Source organism: Reyranella sp., from assembly GCF_965279625.1.
Classification (GTDB): Bacteria; Pseudomonadota; Alphaproteobacteria; order Reyranellales; family Reyranellaceae; genus Reyranella.
This window is the reverse complement of the sequence record NZ_OZ257251.1, coordinates 4,780,178-4,806,145: the sequence shown is the minus strand read 5'-3', so window position 1 is coordinate 4,806,145 and position 25,968 is coordinate 4,780,178. Positions and strand designations below refer to the sequence as shown.

Annotated in this window: 20 protein-coding genes and 1 tRNA gene; 9 read left to right on the top strand and 12 right to left on the bottom strand. The window is 66.3% G+C overall.

The genetic code is table 11. From position 1 onward, the window contains the following. Positions 1-25: 25 nt before the first annotated feature. Positions 26-1,750: an aminotransferase class III-fold pyridoxal phosphate-dependent enzyme gene (locus tag ACQY78_RS23340; protein WP_428686474.1), complete on the top strand. Its 1,725-nt coding sequence runs from the start codon at positions 26-28 to the stop codon at positions 1,748-1,750. Here the strand turns inward: ACQY78_RS23340 and ACQY78_RS23335 are convergent. The 5 genes from ACQY78_RS23335 to ACQY78_RS23315 all read right to left on the bottom strand — a co-directional run bounded on the left by ACQY78_RS23335 (position 1,733) and on the right by ACQY78_RS23315 (position 7,539). Continuing rightward, a complete protein-coding gene (locus ACQY78_RS23335; RefSeq protein WP_428679368.1) occupies positions 1,733-2,437 on the bottom strand; it encodes a hypothetical protein in 705 nt (234 codons plus the stop codon). The two genes, ACQY78_RS23340 and ACQY78_RS23335, sit on opposite strands and share 18 nt — an antisense overlap. A gap of 35 nt (positions 2,438-2,472) precedes the next feature. Beyond that, positions 2,473-3,315: a hypothetical protein gene (locus tag ACQY78_RS23330; RefSeq protein WP_428679366.1), complete on the bottom strand. Its 843-nt coding sequence runs from the start codon at positions 3,313-3,315 to the stop codon at positions 2,473-2,475. Further along, positions 3,312-3,980: a methyltransferase gene (locus ACQY78_RS23325; protein ID WP_428679363.1), complete on the bottom strand. Its 669-nt coding sequence runs from the start codon at positions 3,978-3,980 to the stop codon at positions 3,312-3,314. Before ACQY78_RS23325 ends, ACQY78_RS23330 begins: the two co-directional genes overlap by 4 nt. 165 nt (positions 3,981-4,145) lie before the next feature. Then, positions 4,146-6,518 carry a molybdopterin-containing oxidoreductase family protein gene (locus ACQY78_RS23320; RefSeq protein ID WP_428679360.1) on the bottom strand — a complete coding sequence of 791 codons (2,373 nt, stop codon included), beginning with the start codon at positions 6,516-6,518 and terminating at the stop codon, positions 4,146-4,148. A gap of 82 nt (positions 6,519-6,600) precedes the next feature. Next, entirely contained in the window at positions 6,601-7,539 is a 939-nt protein-coding gene (locus tag ACQY78_RS23315; RefSeq protein ID WP_428679357.1) for a LysR substrate-binding domain-containing protein, read from the bottom strand. Positions 7,540-7,642: 103 nt separating this feature from the next. On the opposite strand from ACQY78_RS23315, the gene ACQY78_RS23310 reads away from it, so the two are divergent. The 3 genes from ACQY78_RS23310 to ACQY78_RS23300 all read left to right on the top strand — a co-directional run bounded on the left by ACQY78_RS23310 (position 7,643) and on the right by ACQY78_RS23300 (position 11,134). Further along, positions 7,643-8,935 carry an aspartate aminotransferase family protein gene (locus ACQY78_RS23310; protein ID WP_428679354.1) on the top strand — a complete coding sequence of 431 codons (1,293 nt, stop codon included), beginning with the start codon at positions 7,643-7,645 and terminating at the stop codon, positions 8,933-8,935. A 9-nt stretch (positions 8,936-8,944) separates the two neighbouring features. Continuing rightward, positions 8,945-10,111, top strand: coding sequence for a hypothetical protein (locus tag ACQY78_RS23305; RefSeq protein WP_428679352.1), 1,167 nt, complete (start codon positions 8,945-8,947; stop codon positions 10,109-10,111). A gap of 381 nt (positions 10,112-10,492) precedes the next feature. Beyond that, complete coding sequence (locus ACQY78_RS23300) at positions 10,493-11,134, top strand: Crp/Fnr family transcriptional regulator (protein ID WP_428679349.1); 642 nt, start codon at positions 10,493-10,495, stop codon at positions 11,132-11,134. A 1,137-nt stretch (positions 11,135-12,271) separates the two neighbouring features. Here the strand turns inward: ACQY78_RS23300 and ACQY78_RS23295 are convergent. Continuing rightward, positions 12,272-12,356: transfer RNA gene (locus tag ACQY78_RS23295), tRNA-Leu, on the bottom strand. 91 nt (positions 12,357-12,447) lie between these two features. Further along, a complete protein-coding gene (gene fghA / locus ACQY78_RS23290) occupies positions 12,448-13,287 on the bottom strand; it encodes an S-formylglutathione hydrolase (RefSeq protein ID WP_428679347.1) in 840 nt (279 codons plus the stop codon). Positions 13,288-13,487: 200 nt separating this feature from the next. On the opposite strand from fghA, the gene ACQY78_RS23285 reads away from it, so the two are divergent. From ACQY78_RS23285 to tldD, 5 genes are all read left to right on the top strand, one after another. Beyond that, on the top strand, positions 13,488-15,821 hold the full coding sequence (locus tag ACQY78_RS23285) for a Tex family protein (protein ID WP_428686472.1): 2,334 nt from the start codon (positions 13,488-13,490) through the stop codon (positions 15,819-15,821). A 122-nt stretch (positions 15,822-15,943) separates the two neighbouring features. Further along, on the top strand, positions 15,944-17,485 hold the full coding sequence (locus ACQY78_RS23280) for an AMP-binding protein (protein ID WP_428679345.1): 1,542 nt from the start codon (positions 15,944-15,946) through the stop codon (positions 17,483-17,485). Positions 17,486-17,543: 58 nt separating this feature from the next. Next, entirely contained in the window at positions 17,544-18,515 is a 972-nt protein-coding gene (locus ACQY78_RS23275; protein WP_428679342.1) for a zinc-binding dehydrogenase, read from the top strand. Between the two features lie 10 nt (positions 18,516-18,525). Next, positions 18,526-19,449, top strand: coding sequence for an NADP-dependent oxidoreductase (locus ACQY78_RS23270; protein WP_428679340.1), 924 nt, complete (start codon positions 18,526-18,528; stop codon positions 19,447-19,449). 220 nt (positions 19,450-19,669) lie between these two features. Next, the gene (gene tldD, locus ACQY78_RS23265) at positions 19,670-21,031 is read left to right on the top strand and encodes a metalloprotease TldD (RefSeq protein ID WP_428686470.1); all 1,362 of its coding nucleotides are present in this window, start codon (positions 19,670-19,672) and stop codon (positions 21,029-21,031) included. Between the two features lie 167 nt (positions 21,032-21,198). On the opposite strand, the gene ACQY78_RS23260 is transcribed toward tldD, so the two are convergent. From ACQY78_RS23260 to ACQY78_RS23240, 5 genes are all read right to left on the bottom strand, one after another. Beyond that, complete coding sequence (locus tag ACQY78_RS23260) at positions 21,199-22,185, bottom strand: ketopantoate reductase family protein (protein WP_428679338.1); 987 nt, start codon at positions 22,183-22,185, stop codon at positions 21,199-21,201. Between the two features lies 1 nt (position 22,186). Further along, positions 22,187-22,732: a hypothetical protein gene (locus ACQY78_RS23255; protein ID WP_428679335.1), complete on the bottom strand. Its 546-nt coding sequence runs from the start codon at positions 22,730-22,732 to the stop codon at positions 22,187-22,189. A gap of 20 nt (positions 22,733-22,752) precedes the next feature. Continuing rightward, on the bottom strand, positions 22,753-23,607 hold the full coding sequence (locus ACQY78_RS23250; RefSeq protein WP_428679332.1) for a VOC family protein: 855 nt from the start codon (positions 23,605-23,607) through the stop codon (positions 22,753-22,755). Between the two features lie 14 nt (positions 23,608-23,621). After that, complete coding sequence (locus tag ACQY78_RS23245) at positions 23,622-24,986, bottom strand: glutamate--cysteine ligase (protein WP_428679330.1); 1,365 nt, start codon at positions 24,984-24,986, stop codon at positions 23,622-23,624. 144 nt (positions 24,987-25,130) lie between these two features. After that, a complete protein-coding gene (locus ACQY78_RS23240; protein WP_428679327.1) occupies positions 25,131-25,919 on the bottom strand; it encodes a 16S rRNA (uracil(1498)-N(3))-methyltransferase in 789 nt (262 codons plus the stop codon). Positions 25,920-25,968 lie beyond the last annotated feature (49 nt).

Genomic DNA, 25,968 nt, shown 5'->3' with positions numbered 1-25,968 from the left:
TCGAAAACTCCGGGGAAGCTGAATGATGAACCTGATGGATGGTGAGACCGTAGCGGCGCTGGTGGCCGGGGGGCTGGCGCTGTTCCTGTTGGCACCCAGGGTGCGCAACCGCCTGATGCTCTCGCGGGCCAAGCACCGGTCCCTCGCCGGCCACGCGCGGATGTCGCGACGGATCGCCGGCCTGATGCCGAGCTACGTCTATGAGGGCGACCTGTTCTTCCGCTCCGACGAGGCGAGCGAGGCCATCGCAGCCCGCCGCCGGGCGGGCTTCGACGCGCTGGCGGAGACCCTGCGCTCGGGAGACGGACGCACACTGCGGCTGACCTCGGAGGCGACGCGCCACATCTCCGACCTGCAGTTCACCGAAAGCTACCGGGTGCCGTTCCAGTTCAGTCCGCGCGTCCGGACGGCGCTGCCCGCCGGCGCTTTCGTCGTCTCCTCCGAGGGCGTCCAGGTCACCGACCTCGACGGCACGGCGCGCTACGACCTGAGCGGTTCCTACGGCGTGAACCTGCTGGGCTACGACTTCTACAAGGGCTGCATGGAGCGCGGGGCGCGGCGCGTCGCCGGACTCGGCCCCGTTCTCGGGGCCTATCCCGATCTCGTTGCCGACAATGCCGAGCGGCTCACCCGCATCTCCGGCAAGCCGGAAGTGTCGTTCCACATGTCGGGCACGGAAGCGGTGATGCAGGCCGTGCGGCTGGCGCGGTACCACACCGGCCGCTCCCACCTCGTGCGCTTCTGCGGCGCCTACAACGGCTGGTGGGGCGACGTGCAGCCGGGCGTCGGAAATCCGGTAGCTGCCCACGATACCTACACGCTGGCGGATCTTTCGGAGAAGACGCTCGACGTCCTGCGCCGCCGCACCGACATCGCCTGCGTGCTGGTCAATCCGATCCAGGCCATGCACCCCAACCACGGCGCGCCCGCGGATTCCACGCTGATCGCCAGCCGGCCCGACCGCGGCGTCAGCCGCGAAACCTATGCCGCCTGGCTCAAGGCCCTGCGCCAGGTCTGCACCGAGCGCGGCATCGTTCTCATCCTCGACGAGGTGTTCGTCGGCTTCCGGCTCGCGGCCGGCGGCGCCCAGGAATATTTCGGCATCGAGGCCGACCTCGTGACCTACGGCAAGACAGTGGGCGGCGGCTTGCCGATCGGCGTCGTGTGCGGCGACCACCGGCTGATGAAGCGGTTCCGGGACGACCGGCCGGCTGACATCTGCTTCGCGCGCGGCACGTTCAACGCGCATCCCTACGTGATGGGCGCGATGAACGAGTTCCTGCTCCATCTCGACTCGCCCGAAATGAAGCAGGTCTATCGTGAGCTCGACGAGACCTGGGATGGACGGGCTGGCGATCTCAACCGCCGGCTGGCCGAGCGGCGGCTGCCGGTGCGCATCGGGCACCTCTCGTCGATCTGGACGGTCTGCTACCCGACGGCCTCGCGCTATCACTGGATGTTCCAGTACTACCTCAAGGCCCATGGCATTGCGCTGAGCTGGGTGGGCACGGGGCGCCTGATCTTCAGCCTGAACTTCACGGAGGAGCAGTTCCAGGCAGTGGCCGACCGCTTCGTCGCGGCGGCCGAAGCGATGCAGCGCGACGGCTGGTGGGAGCCGGGGGCGCTGGCCACCGACCGGGCGATCAAGCGGCGCATCCTGCGGGAGATGGCGTCGCACCTGCTGGGCTTCCCGGGACGGGGACGCAAGGCCCGCCTGGCCGAGCCGCGTCCTCTAGACGCCGCCCTTTGAGGCGGGGGCGACGGCGTCTTCGGCAACGGTCAGGGCCAGGTCGGGCATGACCTCGGGAAGGATCTCGTCAGGAAGGATCGGAGCGGCCACGGCCTCCGGCGTGTGGCGGCTGTGCTGGCCAGTGAGGAGTTCCCAAGGCGCGCGGTGATAGAGCTTGATGTCGTGGAACGGATCGGTGGCGATCTTGGTCACCCACACCAGGCCGGTGGTCAGGTCCTTGGTCACGAACAGCTGAAGGGCGCGGAAGGCGATCCCGGCCAGCCCGACGACCAGCCACAGCTCGCCGACATGCGTCACGAAGCCGGTCCAGTCGGTGTGCGGCGTGAAGACGCCGAGCAGGGTCGGATCAGCCACCAGCAGCAGCGGCGACGCCGCCCAGACCGCGAGCAGGACGAGCTTGCGCTTGATGTTGTAGCCGACCTTGATCTCCTCCTTGTATTCGTCCGTCGCCTGGTTGACGGCGTCGTAGCCGCGCGGCTCGAAGAACAGGTGGCCGATCTGGCGGGTCGTCATCGCGACCAGCCAGCCGATCAGGGCCGCCATGGCCGGATCCGTGAAGGCAACGACGTAGGCGAACAGGAAGCTGGTCGCGCTGAGCAGGTGCAGCGACTGGTTGACCTTGCTGTGATGGTAGTAGCGATGGTCGTCCCATCGCTGGACCTTCAACTCGTTCAACAGTCCGGTCATGGCGTTTCCTCTGCTCGGGGGGTGTGGGGTCGGCGCTACAGGTTGACGACGGAATATCCGAGGGCGGCCACGCCGATCGCGGTCGCGGCAATCGCCGCGAGCGGAACCAGCGGGTGAACGATGTTGAGGCGACGGAACAGGTTGCACAGGTAGCCCACGGCCTTCTCTGCCGGCGTGCGCGGGCTCTTCGAGTATTCCATGGCCGCCTTGACCACGTAGAAGACGGCCGTGTTGGCCGCCAGCGCGAAGCGGCCGCGGGCGCCGGCGCCCGGGGCAGTTACGAGGTAGTTGCACTTGAGCAGGATGCGCTGCGGTGCGCCTTGCGTGTAGCTGCCCTCGACCCAGTGCAGCTCGCGATGGAAGTCGAGCAGGCCGAACTCGTAGGTGGTGAAGGCCTTCTCGACCCGGCTGTCGCCGAACACCACCTTGTAGCTCGCGTCGGACTGGAGATAGATCAGCGCCCGCACGACCATGCTCGACGACAGGAAGCGCAGGTTGCCGTCATAATGCCGGTCGAACAGGCCCTGGTCGCCACCCCGGTCCTTGTTGTAGTGCGAGATGTAGAGTTCGTCGGTGTGCTTCATCGGCTCGAAGCTGCTGCCGGCCGGAACCTGCCGCAGGATCAGCTCGCGGATGACCGGGCTGTCGCGCAGCCGATCGATCAGGGCGACGATCTCGGCGGGAAGCGTCTGGACATAGACGTGGCAGGAGGGCCGCTTGCCGAGTTCCTCGCGGAAATGCGCCTCGACCCATCGGGACAGGCCGTCGATCAGGGCGCGGTCTTCGGCTGGCTCGAAACGGCCGAGCGTGGCGGGAAACAAGGACGAGACCGCGCCCCGCGTCGAGCCGGCAGCGGTGGAGTCGAGAATGTCGGTCACGAGGTTCCCTGGCTGAGGCGGCTCGAATCTGGGTCGTTGCCGGCGGCAACCGTTGCGGTCGCCGCCGTGACCGCAAGGATGAGGAGCCCCGCCAGCCTGATGGCCGGCCGGCGGCGCGTCCCGGCCCGTTCCATCGCGAGCAGGCCGAGGTTCAACACGACATGAAGGGTGGCAAGCGGCCACCAGGCGGCGCGGAAGGCCGGATTGAGCAGAGTCCCGCCGAAGGCCATCACGTTTCCGACGATCATCGGATGGGACATCAGGGAATAGGGAAAGGCGGTGATCCGCCGCTCGGTCAGCCCGGCGAGCTCGTGGCCATAGTAGGTCCGGTCGATCCTCAGCACCGAGGCGGCACGGGCGTTGAGGAGAATGCCGAGCCCGATCACGCCGAGCGAGAGAAAGTCGGGCGGTGCCTGGAGGTAGACGAAGGCGAGCGCGGCGACCGACACGGCCTTGAGCAGCATCGCGTCCCGCTTGAAGACGCGGAACGAGTCGACGCCCCAGGCGAAGGCGTACCAGTAGAGGCCGTAATAGACGAAGCTGACGAGGTAGATCGCGAAGGCCGGCTCACGGCTGATCGCGGCGCCGGCCAGCACGGCGGCAACGATCATCCAGCAGGCGAGAGACGGCCTGCACTGGTCGAGGATGCTACGACTCCGGGACACCACGGGAAAACCCTTATGCCAGGCGTGTTGCCGGCCCATGAAGGAACCGCGTCGGTTTGTTGATCGGTGTCAGGTCGGCTGCAGAAGCCGCACCGTGGTCGGGGAGAGCCGGACCGACCGGATCCGCTTGGGCGTCCTACGAGCGGAGAAGAGCGCCAGACGCCATCACCCCGATGAGGGCTCACCTGAAATCTTCTCGATCTGGCACCATGAGCACCGCAGCGGGATCGAGCCGCTGACGTGATCGGCCCGGTCTGTGCCGATGGCGCCGTTCAGGTTCGCCGCCAGAGGGTGACGGCGATCGTAGGGCGTGCCCTCCCCGCCTTCGACCCACCAGCCGTGCTGGCCGAACACGGCCCCTGAGGCGAGAGCCGGCACGAGGGCGGCCCGGGCGACCACGTCACCGCTCCGCGTCCTGATGCGAACCCAGTCACCCTGAGCGATGGCGCGGGCGGCAGCATCGGCCGGCGACATCTCCACGATCGGGTCGGGCACCAGCCGGCGCAGCGAGGCGATGTTGCGATGCTGGCTGTGGCAGTAGGCGACGCTCTTGGCGCTGCCGAGGCGCAACGGGTAACCCGGTTCCGGTGGTGCGAGATCGTTGGCGTCGAGACCGGGGATCGGCCGGTAGCCCGAGAGCAGCAGCCGTTCCGAATAGATCTCGATCTTCCGGGTCGGCGTCGGGTAGCCGCGCGGATGGCCGTCCTGCAGGATCGACTGGGCATCGACCTGCGCCGCTCCCTCGACCGCGATGCCCTCCGGAGAGCGGCGCAGCCTCTCGACGGTCAATCCGGCTTTGGCCAGAGCGGCATCGTGGCCACGGTCGGCATCGAGATCGAACATCCGATCGGCGAGACCGAGCCCGGCGGCAAGCCCCATCACGATGTCGGTGTCGGAGCGTGCCTCGCCGACCGGTTCGACGACTGGGGGCCTCAGCTGGACGTGCCGCAGCCCCTCGAGGCTGCCGTCGAACCCGGTGCGCAGTCCCTCCCTCTCCCACGAGGTCGCGACGGGCAGGATGATATCGGCGTAGCGCGCCGTCGCGTTGATGAAAAAGTCCGCATGGACATGGAATTCCAGCGCCGACAGCGCCTTGCGGGCAATCTCCGTATCCGGCTGCGACACCAGGAGGTTGGTGCCGAACGACATCAGCATGCGCACCGGATAGGGCGCCTTCGCGAGCACCGCTTTGTAGACGTCGCGTGCCGTCACCCAACCGTGAAGGCCAGGACCGAGCGGCCGCTCGGCAAGGCCGAGCGCCTTGTCGCGCTGTGTGGCGGGCAGCAGATCCTGGCCGGAAATATCGACGAAGGGCGCCGCGCCGCCGGGCACGTTGCCGCCCTTGCGGCCATAGCTGCCGGTGAGTGCGTAGAGGATCGAAATCGCACGATCGGTCTGTGTGGCCGTGACGCTCTGCCCGACGCCGTTCCAGGCGTAATAGGCAATCGACGGGGCGCCGGCGATGATGTCGGCGGCTTTTATGAGGTCGTCAGGCTCGATCCCGCTCACCTCGGCCACCCGCTCGGGCGGATATTCGGCGGCCGCCCGGGCGAACAACTCCAGCGCGGTGTGACACACCACGGGGCCGGACAGCGTTTCGACGGTGCCCTGCCAGCGCAGGGCGGGCGTGGCGCTTCCGGGATCCCAGCTCCCGCGCGTCGCATCGAACGAAAGCAGGCCGCCGCGTTCGGCCGCGGGGGAAAACAGAATCTCGATCCGGCCATCGGCCCGAAGGTCGCTCTCGCGCAGGAAGCGGCCCGTATCGGAGCGCACCAGCAGGCTGGCGTTCGTCCAGGTCGCTGCGAAGTCGCGATCGAAGCGTCCGCTCGAAACCAGCAGGTTCGCGAGCCCGAGGGCAACCGCCTGGTCGGTGCCGGGGCGCACCCGAAGCCACTGGGTCGCGCGCTTTGCCAGCACCGTGGGCCGCGGGTCGATCACGATCAGCCGCGCACCGCTCTTCAGGCCCTTCTGTATCTCCACCTGGCGCGCCAGCCAGGTGGCCGCGGGATTGTTGCCCCACAGCACCACGCATCCGGTGTTGGCGAAATCAGGCGTCCCGATATCGTGGCCATAGGTGAAGCGCGAGGCATAATCCTTATGCCAGTTGCAGATCTCCGTTCCGTAGATGGTGTTTGGGCTGCCATAGGCGCGGATGAAGCGCTCGACCCAGGAGATCGAATCCGAAATGTGCGAGCCGCTCGGCGTGGTGACGGAGAAGGCAACCTGTTCGGCGCCGTGCGTCGCCCGGATATCGGAGAGGCGTGCGGCGATCTCGGCCAGCGCCTCGTCCCAGCCGATCGGCTGCCAGCCGGGATCGGCGGCGCCCTTCGGTTGCGTGCGGCGCAGCGGGCGCGTCACGCGCTCGGGATGATAGACGAGTTCGGGCGCTGCCCGCCCTTTGGGACACAGCGCCTGGCCTGTGGGATGATCCGGCAACGGCTCGATCCCCAGCAACCGCCCGTCTTCCACGACGGCGACACAGCCGCAGCGCGACCGGCATTGCGTGCAAAAGGCCGCAATTTTCTGTGCTCCAGCCATCTGTGATCTCCTGGCCGTAGGTGTCAGACGAGGTCCGCATTATACAACAAGTCGACATCACCCCGGGCATACCGCCGAGCGGCTATCGCTTCTTCCGGGATGACGAGGAGAAATTTGCCTGGGTTGCCAACCATGCATGCGCATCGACGACCGGCCGACGTGCCCCTCTGGGGATCGGCAGCAGCCAATAGGCCGTGGAGGGCGGCCGCTGCTCGGTAACTGGCGCCACGAGCCGCCCGGCCGCCACATGCTCGCTCGTCAGAAGGCTACTTTCGAGGATCACGCCCATACCTTTCACTGCGCCTTCGATAGCGACATAGCTCGGATCGAGCTGCAGCGGGCTGCTCCCAGCATCGTCGAAGGAAAGGCCGCGCTGACCGAACCAGCTTTCCCATGACACTGCGTTCTCGTGGCTCTGGATCAACGGCTGAGCGAGCAATTGCTTGGGCGTGAGTGACTTCGCTCCGAGCAGCCGCGCCGGCGCGCAATACGGCTGGATTCTCTCCTTGAGCAGCGGCCGCGCGCGTCCTCGCCATCGCCTAGCGTCACCGTAGCCGATGGTGAGGTCGAAATCCTCCGGATTGCCATCGGCGGTGCGCAGCGCGAAGACTCTCAGATCGATGCCAGGATGGGCGGCGATGAAGTTAACCAGGCGTGGCATCAGCCAGTGCGTCGCAAGCGAGGGCGGCGTCATCAGGCGCACCACACGCGCCGAGGTCTTGCTCCAGCCCGGCGCCGCAACCGAAATCGTGGCGCGACGCAGCCGCTCGAAAAGTCCGTGCAGCACATCGGCATATTTGGCGGCATCGCCAGAGAGCTGCACGCCACGGCTTACCCGCTTGAAGAGCTCGACGCCCAGCTCCTCCTCCAGTGCGCGGATCTGATGGCTGACCGCGGAGGGCGACAGGCTTAGTTCGCGAGCAGCTGACTTTAAGCTACCGAGCCGCGCCGCCGCCTCGAACACGGCTATGCCCCGCAACGGTAAACGAGATTGCCGCGGACTCGAACTAGGTTGCTTCATCTGCTCTAAGGTGCATTTTTTTCACCTGACTGACAAATTCTTTGCGGTCGACCTGCGCGGGTTAACGCCTGAAGCTCCGATATCCATCCAGGGGAGTTGCCGTATGGGTCAGTCGAGCCTGCAGAGCGCCTTCGCGGCGCGCGCCAACAACAGCCTTCTCCATTATGGCTGCGACTTCGCCAGTTTCGTGCCGGTGCGTGCCGCAGGATGCTGGCTATACGACGGCGAGGGCAACAAGATGCTCGACTTCACGTCCGGGCAAATGAGCTCCATTCTCGGCCACTCACACCCCGAAATTCATGCGACCATCAAGCAAGCCTCTGGCACGCTCGACCACCTCTTCTCGGCGATGATCTCCGAGCCGGTCGTGGCGCTGGCCGAGCGGCTCTCGGAGCAGGAACCCGAGCTCTCCAAGGCGATGTTCCTGTCAACGGGCGGCGAAGCCAACGAGGCCGCAATCAAGCTCGCCAAGACGGTGACCGGCAAGTGGGAGATCGTGACCTTCACCAAGTCGTATCACGGCGTGACGGCGGGCTCTGCGGCGGCGACGTTCAAGGTCGGTCGGACCGGCGTTGGTCCAATGGCGCCTGGCTATTTCGCGATCCCCGCGCCCAACGCGTACAAGCCGCGCTTCGCCGGCGTGACTTGGCGACAGGAACTCGACGACGCCTTCGAGCAGATTGACGGCCAGTGCACCGGTAATCTCGCGGCCTTCATTGGCGAGCCGATCCTGTCGAGCGGCGGGGTGATCGATCTGCCGGAAGGCTATCTCGCCGCGCTCAAGGAACATTGCCAGCGCCGCGGCATGCTGCTGATCCTCGACGAGGCGCAGACCGGCCTCGGCCGCACCGGCACGATGTTCGCGTTCCAGCGTGATGGCGTCGTGCCGGACATCCTGACGCTCTCCAAGACGCTCGGCGCCGGCATGGCGCTCTCGGCGGTCATGACCAACGACCGCGTCGCCAAGCTCGCCGACGAGAAGAAGTTCTTCTTTTACACGACCCACGTGAACGACCCGCTGCCGGCGGCCGTTGGCCTCAAGGTCCTGGAGATCGTCCTGCGCGACAACTTGATCGGGCGCGCAAAGGAAGCGGGCGAGCGGCTGGGTGCGGGCCTCCTGCGCCTGAAGCAACGCCACACCTGTATAGGCGACGTGCGTGGCCGCGGCCTGCTGCGCGGCCTCGAATTCACCAGCGTGGGCTCGCGGGACGCCACGTCCATCTCCAACGCCGTCACTGAGGCCTCCCTTGCGGTCGGCCTCGCAGCGAACATCGTTCGCTCGGGAACGGCCGGCGGCACGATGCGCATCGCCCCACCGCTGATCGTGAAGGACGAGGAACTCGACGAGGGTCTGGCGTTGCTCGACACGGCGATCGCCAAGGTCGTCGGCACCTGAGCCGAAGCCATGGATGACTCTTACTCGCGGATGCTGGGGCAGGCACTCCGCGCCCTCCGCGCCGGTGCCGATGTCATCTGCGAGGACATGACGCCGGACCGCGTGCCGCGGCTCAACTCGTTGACCGGCGGCTACACCTGGGAAGACGCAGACTATGTCTGGGACAGCTGGGCCAACTTCCAGTGGGTTGGCTTCCTCGCCGGCCGCCTGTGGCTCCTGCACTTGATGACGCGCGAGCCGCGCTACGCCGACGCGGCGTTGCAGCTTTGCGAGCGTATCGGACCGGTGCTAGCGCGGCACCCGACCGTCTTCTCGTCGACCGGTCTCGACATGTACTACGCATTGGTGCTCGGATATCGCATCACGCGCGATCCGCGGCTGAAGCAGTGGACGCTTGCGGGCGGCGACAACTTCGCCAATATCTTCGATCATAAGGCCGGCGCATTCTTGCAGATCGCTGGCGCCGACCGCATCGTGATCGATACCGGACTGAACCTGCCGTCGATGCTCTGGGCCGCGCAGGAGGACACCGCGCGGGGCACGCTGGCCTATCGCCATCTCGACACGGTGCTGGAAATCGGCTTGATCCGAGCCGACGGGTCGAGTTGCCATGCGGCCGCGCTCGATCCTCAGAAACGTACCGTTACCGGCTTGTTCAGCCTACAGGGTTACTCCAACGACACGGTGTGGGCACGTGGGCAGGGCTGGGCGATGCTCGACTTCGCGCACGGCTACGAAGCAAGCGGCAAGCCTGCCTATCTCGATGCTGCGCGCCGTGCCGCCGACTGGTACGTCGCGAACGTGCCGCCGGAATGGGTGCCGCGCTACGACTTCCAGGACCCCGAGCGAGAAAGCCTACCTTACTGCTCCTGCACCGCCGCTATCGCGACCGCGCAGCTGATGCGGCTGGCGTGCTGGCTGCCCGACCGCGCCGATCGATATCGTCACGTCGCGCGAGAGACCATGAAAGCGCTCATCGCAAACTTCTTGTCGCCGGGCGGCGTGCTGCTTCACGGCTCATGGGGCCGTATGCGCCATATCGAACCAGGCCATCCGCGCCTCGGTCGCTTCCCGCAAGAAGACGTCATGCCCTATGGCAATTACTGGATCGCTGAGTGTCTGTTCCGCGAACTGTCAGAGGACTGGTCAATTCTCGCTCTCAATCAAAGCGTCTGAACGCCTCGCATTCCTCTTCGGCTTCAATACGCGTCGGTCCATCTGCCCTTGGCTGGCATCGAGGCGGTGGGGTCCGCCTACTACTACCGCGTGCCTTTCTTGTGCAGAAGCACTCGCGCGTTAGGCGCGACGATCAGGCCGGCAGAGCAAATGCCTTTGCGACACGATGCGGCCGTGTGCAGCCCTCGTCCCGCGCATTCTCCAGTGAGGGCAGCTTTCCTGAGTGACGTCGATTGCAGGATGGCGCTTGCTGAAAGCGCGTGACCAGGATCGCTTGACAGGTCGACTGTCCGAAACCGGACCAACGGTTCCCTAACCGCACACGGCTGGATAGCCTCGTCGAACGACGCCGCCTCACAAGCAGATATCGCCACCGCGACCTTGACACTTTATCACGCTATTCGCCGTTTTGGAGACACCGCGTCCGGCGTTCTGATGCCTCACCTCTCGGAAGCCGAGCTGGTTGCCGGCCAGCTCCTCCGAGTGGCGGGTCAGCGACCTGACATTACGTATTTCCCGGTCGATTGCCTTCTCAGCATCGTATCGCCTGATGGTATCGAAGCGCTAAGTGTCGGGCGTGAGGGCTCGAGTTTTCCTGAACTTGCGCTGGGTGCCGCTGCACTTCCGTTAGACGTCGTGGTCTCGATCGGGGGGCGCGCATGGTCGATTGAAACGTCTAAGCTGCAGGCGCTGGCAGCGGCTGATGACTCGATCCAAACGGGCCTTGCTGAAGCGTACCAAGCTGCGTTTTATCAGTCGGCGCTTGTTTCAGTAGGCCGCGCAAGGGCATCGCGCATAGGGGACCTGGCACGCTGGCTGTACCGTGGCTACGAAGCCACGGGACGGGCGTCTCTCGTCATCACTCACGGAAACTTGGCGAATCTGCTCGGCACGAGGCGGCAAACAATCACGACGAGTCTCGCTGAGATTGAAGGCATGCGTTTGATCACGACACGCAGGACGCTCATACTCATTCGCGATCACGCAGGGTTGGGAAGTATCCAAAACAAGCCAGCGTATTGAAGACTGAGCTTTCCTTTTTACAAGATTCGCTGCAGCGCGCGGCATTCGAACTCGGATCACATCGGCCCGTCGTCTCGTCGCCCGGTTCTGTGTCGAGGATTTGAACTCCAAGCCGGCGAAGTGATGATCTCCGTTCCCTGCATGCAGAGGCCAATAGGGCGCCGAGCGCCCTCGGCGCGCGATGCACGCCCCACCGCATGTGATCCACATGCCGCTGCGGCCGAAGCCTGATCGATGCAGCGGTGGGTAGCGTTTCCCGGTTGAGAACAGGCCGGCACCGGAAACCCCGATGCCCCACCCAACGCGCATTTACGGTCGGCCCGAAAACCTCTCCACCCGCTACGCCGGCATTCCGTTGACGATCCCTGAAGGGTTCGCGTCGCGTCATCCGCAGCTCGTGCAATCTTGGTTGGATTCTCCTGCAACAGAAACTCCTGGGGATCCCCGCCAGGCAGTATCGACGACCCCTCTCGCTGGCGGCGGCCTTCAGCCGGACGCGCGCACGAAAAGCAGCTCCGCACCCAGACGGCGGGCGACGCCTTCCAACTGCAGTCCCTCCGGTGGAGTGGCAATGGGATTGCCATACCACTTAATAGTTGTGGCAAGGCCCCAATCTGCTGGCGATTCCAGAACAAATCGTTCAGCTTCGGCCCGTGAACAACGAGATCCTCGCACTATGCGCAGCGGTCGGCTTCGTGATTGGGGTTTCAGCGATCGTGATCTACTCCATGTCGGTCTTACGATAGCCAACGTCACATCTTCCCACCGCTGGCGAGAGACCTTTTCCGGCGGGCACGGGAAGGTTGTCGGTTGCTGCTTGAACGGCAACGACGAGCCGTGAACCGGGACGAGGGTCGGCCCCAGGCAGCGATGAACACGAGATTTGATATAGTCCCGGCGTCGCCCTCCCGTGGTCGAATTCTAGGAAGACAAGGACCGCCAGATCTCGGCATGGAGAACATGGCAGCCGCGAAGCGGCTTGCGCCGCTCGCCATGCGCATGTTGAGGAATGGCGGCAGGCTTTACACCCGCCCTTTTTGGCCGCGCGTTCGCGGTCTTGCCTTACGAATTTGGTCCAGCGGACAGACTAGACTGAATCCGCCCTGAAACGCCGAAAGTCCGACGTTTTCCGCACGATGGTACCCCCGGTCGGGCTCGAACCAACACTCCGTGAGGAACCTGATTTTGAGTCAGGCGCGTCTACCAATTCCGCCACGGGGGCACACTGTCGTGCGCGGGGAATAAAGCCGAAGGGTGGAACCGGGTCAACTGCGGTGGCCGCGTCCCGCGCCCCCCCCCGGCAGATGCTGCCCTTACGCGCGGAGCCTCTCGGCGTGCCATTTCAGATGATCTTCGATGAAGGTCTGGATGAACCAGTAGGAATGGTCGTAGCCCTCGTGCCGCCGCAGCACCAGCTCCTGGCCAGCGGCCTGGGCTGCCGCTTCGAGGGCGTCGGGCCGCAACTGGCCTGCGAGGAACTGGTCCTTCATCCCCTGGTCGACGAGGATCGGGCCCGCAAAGCGGCTCCCCTGCTTCAGCAGCTCGCTCGCGTCCCACTCGGCCCAGCGCGCACGATCCGGGCCGAGATAGTTGCCGAACGCCTTCTCGCCCCACGGCACGGCGACAGGATTGCAGATCGGCGCGAAGGCCGAGACCGACCGATAGGCCTGCGGGTTCTTCAGCGCCGCCACCAGCGCGCCATGGCCGCCCATCGAGTGGCCGAACACGCCGCGCCGCCCGGCCGCGACCGGGAAGGTCGCCTCGACGAGCGCGGGGAGTTCGCGTGTCACATAGGAGTACATTCGATAGTTCCGCCGCCACGGCTCGGCCTCGGCATCGAGATAGAAGCCCGCCCCGGTGCCGAAATCCCAGTCATCCTCCTCGCGCGGCAGGCCGAGGCCGCGCGGGCTGGTATCCGGCGCCACGAGAACGAGACCGAGTTCGGCGGCATGCCGCAGTGCATTTGCCTTCATCATGAAGGTCTCTTCCGTGCAGGTGAGACCCGCCAGGAAGTAGAGTGCCGGGAGCGGCCGCGCCGGGCCCTTGCCGGGCACGAAGACCGAGAACTTCATCTCGGCGCCGATCTCCGTCGAGGCGTGGCTGTAGAAGCCGATCGTCCCGCCGAAGCAGGCCTGCTCGCTCCGCGTCGTCATACCGGCCATCTGCTCACCACACTCAACGGCTACACGGCCCTCTGAATACAGGAAGACGTCGCCGAGCACAGCTCTTCGCAAGCCATTGTGCAAGCGAACAATCAGCTTGAAGTCCCACAGGCGCGCCGTTCATATCCGCGCCCCGGAGTGGCACGTGCGTGCGCTCCCGTCTCTCTCATCCGACCCAGAGGTGTTACTTGGTGCTATCCATCCAGGCGCGCATTGCCGGAGAACTCGGGGTCAAGGAACAACAGGTCCAGGCCACGGTCGAGCTGCTCGACGGCGGCGCGACGGTCCCTTTCATCGCGCGCTACAGGAAGGAAGTCACCGGCTCGCTGGACGATGCCCAGCTCCGCACCCTCGAGGAGCGCCTGGGCTACCTGCGCGAGCTCGAAGCCCGGCGCAAGGTCATCCTCGATTCCGTGCGCGAGCAGGGAAAGCTCGATGCGACGCTGGAAGCGGCGATCATGGCCGCCGACAGCAAGGGCCGCCTCGAGGACATCTATCTTCCCTACAAGCCCAAGCGCCGCACCAAGGCCGAGATCGCCAAGGAAGCGGGTCTGGAGGCGCTGGCCAACCTGCTGCTCGGCGATCCGACCGTCGACCCGCTGGTCCGCGCCGAGCCTTTCGTTTCGGAGGACAAGAACGTCGCCACGGCAGCGGCGGCGCTGGAAGGCGCGCGCGCCATCCTGGTCGAGCGCTTTGCCGAGAACGCCGACCTGATCGGCGCGCTGCGCGAGGAATTCTGGGCCAATGGCCGCCTCGTTTCCAAGGTGCGCGAAGGCAAGCAGGAAGCCGGCGCCAAGTTCAGCGACTATTTCGACTTCTCCGAAGCGCTGGCCAAGATGCCCTCACATCGCGTGCTGGCCCTGTGCCGCGGCGAGCGCGAGGAAATCCTCGGCCTGACCGTTGAGCCGGACGATCCCGCGACGCGCCCGCCAGCGGCACAGGCGGTCCCCACCGCCTACGAGCTTCGCATCATGCGGACCTACGGCATCTCCGCCCAGGGACGGCCCGGCGACAAATGGCTGGCCGATACGGTGCGCTGGGCGTGGCGCACCAAGATCACGATCATGCTGTCGATCGACCTCAGGCTGCGCCTGTGGACGGCGGCCGAGGAAGAAGCGGTGCGGGTGTTCGCCTCGAACCTGCGCGACCTGCTGCTGGCCGCGCCGGCGGGCACGCGGCCGACCCTCGGGCTCGATCCCGGCTTCCGCTCCGGCGTGAAGGTCGCGGTGGTCGACGCCACCGGCAAGGTGGTGGCGACCAGCACGATCTATCCGCACGAGCCGCAGCGGCGCTGGGACGAATCGCTCGCCATCCTGGCGAGGCTGGTGCGCGAGCATAAGGTCGAGCTGATCGCGATCGGTAACGGCACCGCGTCGCGCGAGACCGACAAGCTGGCGATCGAGGTGGTGAAAGGTCTGCCGGACCTCAAGCTGCAGAAGATCGTGGTGTCGGAAGCCGGCGCCTCCGTCTATTCGGCGTCGGCCTATGCGTCGGAGGAACTGCCCGGCCTCGACGTGACCCTGCGCGGCGCCGTGTCGATCGCGCGCCGGCTGCAGGACCCGCTGGCGGAACTGGTGAAGATCGATCCCAAGTCGATCGGCGTCGGCCAGTACCAGCACGATCTCAGCGAGTTCAAGCTGTCGCGATCGCTCGATGCGGTGGTCGAGGATTGCGTGAACGGCGTTGGCGTGGACCTGAACACCGCATCGGCGCCGCTGCTGGCGCGCGTCTCCGGCATCGGCACGTCGCTGGCACAGAGCATCGTCTCCCATCGTGACGCGAATGGCGCCTTCCGCTCGCGCAAGGCGCTGAAGGACGTACCGCGTCTCGGGCCCAAGGCCTTCGAACAGTGCGCCGGCTTCCTGCGCATCCCCGGCGGCGAGGACCCGCTCGACGCCTCCGCGGTGCATCCCGAATCCTATCCGGTGGTGCACCGGATCCTGGAGGCGACCAAGAGCCGGATCGATGCCGTGCTGGGCAATGCCCCCGTGCTGCGCGCCCTGTCGCCCAGCGCCTTCGTCGACGACCGGTTCGGCCTGCCCACCGTCACGGACATCCTGCGCGAGCTGGAGAAGCCGGGCCGCGATCCGCGCCCGGCCTTCAAGACGGCAGAGTTCAAGGCCGGCATCGAGACGCTGAACGATCTCGAGCCGGGCATGATCCTCGAAGGCGTCGTCACCAACGTCGCCGCCTTCGGGGCCTTCGTCGATATCGGCGTCCACCAGGACGGGCTGGTGCACGTGTCGGCGCTGTCGAAGACCTTCGTGAAGGATCCGCGCAGCGTGGTGAAGCCGGGCGACATCGTGCGCGTCAAGGTCCTCGACGTGGACAAGCCGCGCAAGCGCATCGCCCTGTCGTTGCGGCTCGACGACGAGGCCGGCGCCCAATCTCCGCGCTCGTCCCGTCCCGATAGCGGCGGCGCGTCCCGGCGCGATCAGGCGCGCGTGCAGCCGCCGAAGGCGCCTTCCCCGGGCGGTGCATTGGCCGACGCCTTGCGCCGCGCTGGTGTCGCTGCTCGCAAGTAGGCACACTCGCTCGCGCAGCAACGGTGTCGCGCGCGCCATTGAAGCGCGCGCATTCAGAACCGAAGAGCGGAACTGGCACAACGCTTGCGAGTGTTGTGCCGGTCGGCTCTTATGCGGCCGTCATGCATCCTTATCATCACGCCCGCACCCATCCCGACAAGCCCGCCTACATCATGGCCGGCAGCGGCGAGACGGTGACCTATCGCCAGCTCGACGAGCAGTCCAACCGCATCGCGCAGCTCTTCCGCTCTCTCGGCCTCCAGGCCGGCGACCATGTCGCGATCTTCCTCGAAAACAACCCGCGCTTCTTCGAGATCTGCTGGGGCGCGCAGCGCTCGGGCCTAGTCTACACGGCGATCAGTTCGCGGCTCACTGCCGCCGAGGTCGACTATATCGTCACCGACTGCGGCGCCCGGCTGTTCGTCACCTCGAAGGCGCTGGCCGACAAGGCCGCCGAGCTGGTGCCGCTGATGAAGGGTGCGCCGCATCGCTTCATGATCGACGGCACGGTCCCCGGCTATGACTCCTGGGAAGACGCGGTTGCGCGCTTTCCTGCCACGCCGATCGCCGACGAGACGGCCGGCCACGATATGCTCTACTCGTCGGGAACGACGGGACGGCCCAAGGGCGTCATGCCGGTGGTCGAGAAGCAGCCGATCGACTTCGACAATCCGCTGCTGGCGGTGAGTCGCAGGCTCTACGGCATCGACAGCGACACGGTCTATCTGTCGCCGGCGCCGCTCTATCATGCGGCTCCGCTGCGCTTCAACATGAGCGTCATGCGGCTGGGCGGCACTTCGGTGATCATGGAGCATTTCGACGCCGAGGAATATCTGTCGCTGATTCCCAGGCACCGGATCACGCACACCCAGGTCGTGCCGACCATGTTCGTCCGCTTCCTCAAGCTGCCCGAGGACGTGCGCGCGAAGTACGATGTCTCGTCGCTCAAGTGCGTGATCCATGCCGCGGCGCCCTGCCCGATCCCGACCAAGGAAGCGATGATCGAATGGTGGGGCCCGATCATCTGGGAGTATTACGGCGGCACCGAAGGCAACGGCCTCACCATGTGCAACGCCCAGGAATGGATGGCGCACAAAGGCACGGTCGGCCGCGCCATCATCGGCAAGCTCAAGATCTGCGACGACGAGGGCAACGAGCTGCCGACCGGCGAATCCGGCACCGTCTATTTCGCCGAGGGCCGTTCCTTCGAGTATCACAACGATCCGAAGAAGACCGCGGAGTCGCGCCATCCCAAGGGCTGGAGCACTTTGGGCGACGTGGGCTATGTCGATGCCGACGGCTTCCTGCACCTGACCGACCGCAAGGCCTTCATGATCATCTCCGGCGGGGTGAACATCTACCCCCAGGAATGCGAGAACCTGCTGATCAACCATCCCAAGGTAATGGACTGCGCCGTGTTCGGCGTGCCGAACCCGGACTTCGGCGAGGAAGTGAAGGCCGTCGTGCAGCCGCGCGACATGGCCGACGCCGGCCCGGCGCTCGCGGAGGAGTTGATCGCCTACTGCAAGCAGCACCTCTCCGCCATCAAGTGCCCGCGCAGCGTCGACTTCGAGGAGGAGCTGCCGCGCCATCCGACCGGCAAGCTCTACAAGCGCCTGCTGCGCGACCGCTACTGGCAGGGCCGGACGAGCAAGATCGCCTAGGCGGTCGCCGGCCTCCGCCGATGTGCTAAGGGTGTCTCCACAGTTTAGGGAGATCACCATGAAGGCAGCCGTCGTCACCGATAAGGGCGTCCAGTTCACCGACGCCCCCAAGCCCGTGCCCAAGGCGGGCGAAATCCTGATCAAGGTGAAGGCGGCGTCGCTCAACCGCGCCGACCTCGCGGTGGCGTCCGGCCATTCGCACGGCCGCATCGGCGGTCCCGGCACCATCGTCGGCCTGGAATGCGCCGGCGAAGTCGAGGCGGTCGGCCCCGACGTGAAGGACTTCAAGCCGGGCGACCGGGTCATGAGCGCGGCGGCCGGCGGCTTCGCGGAATACGCCGTCACCGATTCCGGCCGCGCCCACAAGATCCCGGCCAACAACATGAGCTACGAGCAGGCCGCCTGCATGCCCGTGGCCGTTCAGACCATGCACAACGCGCTGGTCGGCGCCGGCCGTCTCAAGAAGGGCGAGACCGTGCTGATCCAGGGCGCCAGCTCGGGCGTCGGCCTGCTCGGCATGCAGATCGCCAAGATCATGGGCGCCTCGGTCGTGCTCGGCAGCTCGACCAACGACGGCCGCCGCGCGCGGCTGGGCGAGTTCGGCTGCGACGTGGCGATCGACACGCGCGACCCGAAATGGCCGGAGAAGGTCAAGGAAGCGACCGGCGGCAAGGGCGTCGACCTGATCGTCGACCAGGTCTCGGGCGGCGTGATGAACCAGAACATGGAGGCCGCCGCCATCCTCGGCCGCATCGTCAATGTCGGCCGGCTGGGCGGCATGAAGGGCGAGTTCAACTTCGACCTGCATGCGCTGAAGCGCATCGACTATATCGGCGTCACCTTCCGCACCCGCAGCCCCGAGGAGGTCCGCGACATCGTGCAGGCGGCCCGCAAGGACCTGTGGACCGCCATCGAGGAGGGCAAGCTCAGCCTGCCGATCGACAAGACCTTCCCCCTGTCGGAGGCCGCCGCCGCGCTTGCGCACATGAAGGCGAACGCTCATTTCGGTAAAATCGTCCTGGTGGTCTGAGAGGTACCTCATGAAAGCCGCATACATCGAAAAATTCGGCGGACCCGAGGTTCTGATCGTCGGTGAGCTCCCCGATCCCGTCGCCGGCCCAGGCCAGATCGTCGTCGACACGGCGGCAGCCAGCATCAATGGCGCCGATGCGAAAGTCTGTGCCGGCGAATATCCCGGTCAGCCCCGCTTTCCCTTGAGCCTGGGACGCGACTTCTCCGGCGTTGTCGCGACGCTTGGCGATGGCGTGTCGGACTTGCGTGTCGGCGACGCGGTGTTCGGTGTCCTGGAAACCGGCCGCGATGGCACCTATGCCGAGAAGCTGGCAATTGGCGCGCCCATCGTTGCGAGGAAGCCAGCGACGCTCACGCATGTCGAAGCCGCAGCCTTGGCGCTTATTGGCCTTACGGCTTTGTGCACCATCGAAAACGCCCTTAAGCTGCAGAAGGGCGAAACGATCCTGATCCAAGGCGGTGCTGGCGGCGTGGCGAGCTTCGCCATTCAGCTCGCCAAGCATCTCGGCGCCCATGTCATCACCACGGCAAGTGCTGCCAACGCTCCGTATCTGCGCGAGATCGGCGCCGATCAGGTCATCGATTACAATTCGACCGACTTCACTAAGGCGGCAAGCGATTGCGATGCAGTGTTCGATACCGTGGGCGGCGACGTCGCGATGCGATCGTTTTCGGTTCTGAAGCCTGGTGGACGCGCGGCCTTCATCGCCTCGGGGGCCCAGGCACCCAAGCCCAACCGCGGGGATGTCACCGCCTTGCGGCCCGCCGTTCCCCGCACCCGCGCACACCTCGAACGCATCGTGGAGCTTCACCGCATCGGCGCCGTTCGCGTACCTCCAATCACTGAATTCAGCTTGGCCCAGGCGGCGGATGCGCTGCGGGTCAGCGCCCGCCGTCACCTCAAGGGCAAGCTGGTGCTCAAACTGCGGTGAGCGGCGCTTGCACGCAGGAAGGCCAATGCCCATTTTGAATAGATTGTCCGTGCCGTCCGAGGCCTCGATGCCGTCCTGAGCGTAGCGAAGGATGACAGGACGAAGGCAGGATGACGCGAAGTCGGAAAGGTTCCCCATGAGCAAATCGATCAACCATCTCGCCACCGCCGACGGCCTGTTCTTCGGCAAGGGCGGCCTCGACAAGCGCAAGACCGAGAAGATGGTCGACGACGCGCTGGCCGGCACCGACGACGGCGAGCTGTTCCTCGAATATGTCCAGAGCGAGAGCCTGTCGTTCGACGACGGCAAGCTGAAGAGCGCGTCCTACGACACCTCGCAGGGCTTCGGCCTGCGCTCGGTGGCGGGCGACGTGACGGGCTTCGCCCACGCCTCGGCGCTCGACGAGCAGGCGCTGAAGCGCGCGACCGAGACGGTGAAGACCGTCCGGTCCGGCCGCGGCGGCACCTCCGACGAATCGCCGCGCGGCACCAATCGGCTGCTCTATGCCGACGACAATCCGATCGACGGCGTGCCCTTCGCCCAGAAGGTCGCGCTGATGCAGGAGATCGACGCCTACGTCCGGGCCAAGGAGCCCAAGGCGCGCCAGGTTTCGGTCTCGCTGTCGGGCTCGTGGCAGGTCGTCGAGATCGTGCGCGCCGGCGGCTGGCGCGCCGCCGACGTGCGCCCGCTGGTGCGCCTGAACGTCAGCGTGGTTTGCGCCGACGGCACGCGCATGGAGGCCGGCAGCACCGGCAGCGGCCGCCGCGCCGCCTATGGCGACATCTTCCTGCCGTCCTACTGGCAGAAGGAAGCCGACGAGGCGATCCGCCAGTCGCTGGTCAACCTCGACTCCGTTGACGCGCCGGCCGGCGAGATGCCGGTCGTGCTGGGCGCCGGCTGGTCGGGCGTGCTGTGGCACGAGGCGGTCGGGCACGGGCTGGAAGGCGACTTCCACCGCAAGAAGACCTCGATGTTCAGCCACCTGATGGGCGAGATGATCGCCTCGCCGGGTGTCACCGTGGTCGACGACGGCACGCTGAACGACCGCCGCGGCTCGCTGACCATCGATGACGAGGGCACGCCGACGCAGCGCAACGTGCTGATCGAGGACGGCCGCCTGGTCGGCCTGATGCAGGACCGCATGAACGCCCGCCTGATGGGCGTGAAGCCGACCGGCAACGGCCGCCGCCAGGGCCATGCCTACGCACCGATGCCGCGCATGACCAACACCTTCATGCTGGGTGGCGACAAGGACCCGAAGGAGATCATCTCCTCCGTGAAGAAGGGCCTGTACTGCGCCAACTTCGGTGGCGGCCAGGTCGACATCGTCTCGGGCAAGTTCGTGTTCAGCGTGACCGAAGGCTACCTGATCGAGGACGGCAAGATCGGCCGCCCCGTGAAGGGCGCCACCCTGATCGGCGCCGGCTCCGAGGCACTGACCCGCGTCGGCATGGTCGGCAACGACATGTCGCTCGATCCCGGGATCGGCACCTGCGGCAAGGACGGCCAGGGCGTTCCGGTCGGCGTCGGCCAGCCGACCCTGCGCATCGACGCCCTCACCGTGGGCGGCACCGCGACCTGATTTCGACCCTCCGCCCGCGACGACGCGGGCACCTCCCCATTTGAATGGGGAGGCGATGTCACAAGTCCTATCCTCCCCATTCAAATGGGGAGGTGGCGGCGTCTCACGCCGACGGAGGGGTCATGCGCGCAGCTCTTCCTTGGCCGCCGAGGCGGCAGCGCGAATCCTCAGGACTGATAGAGGCCCTTCGATTCCGCGAGGCTGACGCAAATCGATTCGATGGCGTCGAGCGTGGGCGTGTCGAGGCCGGCGCTCCGCGCAAAGGCAAGCGGCGCACGCACGATGGCCTCGACCTCCATCGGACGGCCACCCTCATAGTCCTGCAAAATCGACGGGCGGTGGTCGGGATAGACGCGCTTCGGCCCGTAGCGGACCTCGGGCGAATCGTCGAGCACGACGCCGTTCGCGGCGGCGATGGCCAGCGCCTCGGCATGGGCGCGGCGCGCCAGGCGATTGACCATCGGCGTCGCCTGGATGGTCGTGGGCTGGCGCAGGATGAGGCAGAGCGTCGAGCCGGTGAAGTTGGCCATCAGCTTGTGCCAGATGTCGTAGCGGATGTCGGTGGTCGAGGGCGAGGAGATGCCGGCCGCGATCAGAGTCTCGCGCAGCTTTTCGATGCGCGGCGTCTGGCGATCGTCCGGCTCGCCGACCCACAGCACGTTGCGCTCGGGCGAGATGTTGCGCACCACGCCGGGCTCGATCACGTGGTTGGACGAGGTGATGACGCCACCCAGGGTGCGGTCGAACCCCACCGCCTTGAGCAGCGCGCCGCCGGGATCGAGCCGCGACAGGTCGGGCGCCTTGGGCCGGCCCTTGCCCAGCCCGTGGCCGTACCACCAGGGAATGCCGTTCTGGGCAAACACGACGGGCGTGCCGGGGCCCAGCAGCGGCGCCACCGTTTCGGCGACCGCCGACAGGCTGGAGGCCTTCAAGGTCGAGATCACCACGTCCTGCGGGCCGAGATCGGCCGGTCTGTCGCTCGCCTTCACCTTGGCGACGATCGTCTTGTCGCCGGTCAGGAGCGTGAGGCCGTTGGCCCGGATCGCCTCGAGATGGGGACCGCGGGCGACGACGGAAACGTCATTGCCGGCGGCCGCGAGGCGCGTGGCATAGTTGCCGCCGATCGCGCCGGCGCCGAAAATGCAGATACGCATCCTAGCTCTTGGTCTCCGCAAATCTGAGCGAGCCGAGGAAACGCGCGGCCGCCGCCTTCGTCTCCTCGTCGTTCTTGGCCGTGACCAGCAGGCGATAGAGCCGGTCCTTGACGATATAGGTGCGCATCATCACCAGCGCGCCCTGCTGATCGGCGATGTCGAGCGCGTAGCCGTCCCAACCCTGCAGGGTCACCGGCTCGTCGAGCACGTACTTGAACGTGGCGCGCGGGAAAGCCTTCTCGGCCTCGCCGCGCCCCAGCTCGCGTGCCATCTCCTTGCTGTCCTTCGACGAGAACCAGCCGGGCTCGTAGTCGACATAGTCGAAGTCGAACATCTCGTCGGCACGCTTGGCGGCCCAGGCGACCCGCTCGCCGGCATGACCCTTTTCCTTCTCGGCCGCCGCACTCTTGTTGGCCGGCGCCGGCATCTCCAGCCGGAAGCGCAGGTCGGGACCGACCACGGTCTGCCACTCGGCCGCCTGGGCATAGGCGACCGTCGGTACCGCCGACAGGGCCGGAGCGGTGAATACGAACGAACGACGGGTCATTCCAATACTCTTCAACAAACTCATGCGGGGGGCACCAATTCTTCGCGGCCAGACCAGTCCCAGGCCAGCCCGGTGCGCGAGACGCCGAGCAGCACCCCGTGCAGTTCCTTCGGGTGGATCCAGCCGCCGTCGGGATCGGTGACGGGATCGGATCCGCGGGGCGTGTAGCGCGCACCGGCGTCGAGCAGGCGCTGGCGCACGTTCGGCCAGTCGTGGACCTCGACGTAGCACATGTAGAGCGAGTCGCCGTGCTTGTGGGCGTAGCGGCCCATCGCATGGACGTTGTCGGTGACCTGGCTCAGTTCGATGCGGTCGAGCCGGTTGGGCGGATCGAACAAAGTGAGCGTGCCGATATAGCCGAAGCGCTCGCTGCCGATGTCGCTGAAGCGCGACGGATCAAGTCCGAACAGCCCGGCATAGACCGCGGCGGCTCGTCGCCAGTCGCTCATCAGCGTGTTGGTGGTCTCGTAGAGGAACGATACCGGCCCGACCCTTGGGCGATAAGTGCTCTCGGAAATCACCATCGGCAGCCCAAAGGTCGTCTCGGCCGACAGATAGAGCTGCTCGTTGTCGAGATCGTAGGGAATGCCGAGACCTTCCCAGCGCTTCACCATGCCGTCGAGGTCGGCGGTGCAGTAGCCCGCCGTCATCAGGCCTTCGCCGCGCCGGCTCAGGAAATCCTGGGTGAGGCCTGCGCCGTCGGCTTCGCAGAGCTCGAATTCGCTCTCGCCGACGGCAAGAATGGTACGCTTGGCCGAGAGGTGGCGGCTATGGTCGTGCCGCGACACCTGACTGCCGAGCAACTGGCCGAAGCGCTGCGCCGCCTTGGCGGCGTCGTGCACGGCGATCTGGACGCGGTCGCATCGATCGAGCATGCCGCGACCTTACCTCAGTAGGCACAGTCGCGGAACAGCGCCGCGAAAGACCCTTTCCATTCACCATGCCACTTGGCGAGGAGTTCGTCGGCCGGCGCCTGGCCGCTGGCGACGGCACGGTCGAGCGGCGCAAGGTACATCGTCTCGTCGGCGCCGTCGGCATTGAGCTGCTTGCGCGCCCGCAGGCCGGCATGCGCGATCTCGACGACCTCGCGCGCCAATTCCGACAGGACGCGACCGCGGAACATCGTGGCGAGACCCGACTTCGGCGTCTCGGCGCGCAGGTAGTCGTGATCCGCGGTGGTCCAGTCCTTCACCAGGTCCCACGCCGCGTCGAGCGCGCCCTGGTCGTAGAGCAGTCCGACCCACAGCGCCGGCAACGCATTGAGCGCACCCAGAGGGCCTGCGTCGGCACCGCGCATTTCGAGGTAGCGCTTCAGCCGCACCTCGGGGAAGGCCGTGGTGATGTGATCGGCCCAGTCGTTGATCGAGGGCAGCTCGCCCGGCCGCGCCGGCAGCTTGCCCTCCAGGAAGTCGCGGAAGTTCTGGCCGGAGGCATCGATGTACCTGCCGTCGCGATAGACGAAGTACATCGGCACATCGAGCATGTAGTCGACGTAACGCTCGAAGCCGAATCCGTCCTCGAACACGAAGGGCAGCATGCCGCAACGGTCGGGATCGGTATCGGTCCAGATGTGGCTGCGGTAGCTCTTGAAACCGGCCTCCTTGCCCTCCTTGAAGGGCGAGTTGGCGAACAGCGCCGTGGCGATCGGCTGCAGCGCCAGCGAGACACGGAACTTCTTCACCATGTCGGCTTCGGAGTCGAAGTCGAGGTTGGTCTGCACGGTGCAGGTCCGCAGCATCATGTCGAGACCGAGCGTGCCGACCTTCGGCATGTAGTCGCGCATGATCTTGTAGCGGCCCTTGGGCATCCAGTGCATGTCCTCGCGCGTCCATTCCGGCGCGAAGCCCAGGCCGATGAACGACGCGCCGATCTCGCCCGCGACCTGCTTCACCTCGTCGATATGCTGAGCGTTCTCGGCCGCGGCCTCGTGCAGTGTCTCGAGCGGCGCACCGGACAGTTCGAACTGCCCCCCCGGCTCCAGCGTGATGCTGGCCTTGTCGCGCAGCAGCGCGATCGGGTTGTTGCCTTCGATCACCGGCTCCCAGCCGAATCGCGTCAGGCCTTCGAGCATGGCGCGAATACCGTCCGGCCCGTCATAGGCCAGTGGCTTCAGGGTCTTGGTGTGGTAGCCGAATTTCTCGTGCTCGGTGCCCATGCGCCATTGCGCGCGGGGCTTGTTGCCGGCCGCGAAATACTCGATCAGCTGCCGCCGATTTTCGATCGGCGCGCCGCCGCCCGACGGAGGTGCGGACATACGATCAACTCTCCCTGATCGCTCCGTGCCTTGTGAGGGCTGCTGGAGCGGCGCGGTCGCATGAGAAATCCTCACGCGAGCCTGCGGCTGGTTCATCCTGTTCGATTCGCTCTCTCCCACATCGCCGGGGGCCTGCGCAAGCGCTCAGACGGTAACCCTGGAGGCGCTATAATCGCCGCTGAGACGCGGTGTCGGGCGGCGCCAGTCACCCAGGAACGCCTGCCAGCATGCCAGCGCTGCCAGCGCCGCGGTGTCGGCCCGCAGGATGCGCGGACCGAGGCCCACCGACGTTACATCCTTTATGCGACGCAGAGCCTGCAGCTCGATTTCGGCGAAGCCGCCCTCGGGACCGATCACGATCGCCCAGGGGGCCGCGCGCGCCGCATCGTCGAGCCGCGACAGCGCCTCGGCAATGGGCGGCCCGCCGCCGGTCTCGTCGCACATCATCAGGCGCCGTCCCTCGGGCCAGCCGTCGAGCAACTTTCCGAGATCGACCGGTTCGCGCACATCCGGCACCGTGAGCCGCTCGGTCTGCTCCGCAGCCTCGATCGCATTGGCCCTCAGACGGCCGACATTCACCCTCTCCACCGCCGTGTGGCGCGTCACCACGGGCTGCAGGACGGCGACGCCGAGTTCGGTCGCCTTTTCGGCGATATAGTCGATGCGGGCGCGCTTCACCGGCGCGAAGCACAGCCAGACATCGGGCTCCGGCACCTGCTCGCGGGTGCGCTCGCCCAGTTCGGCGACCGCCGACTTCTTGCCGCGCGCCGACAGGGTGCCGCGCCATTCGCCGTCGCGGCCGTTGAACAGCAGCAGCGGCGCGCCGTCGGGCCGGCGCATCACGTGGCGCAGGTAATGGACCTGGGCCTCGTCCAGCGGGACTTCGGCCCCGGCCGCGAGATCGGCCTCCACGAAGAGACGCCCGATACTCATGGATCCCTGCTCATCTGTTTGCCTTCATGGATCATTGTCGCGCATAGCT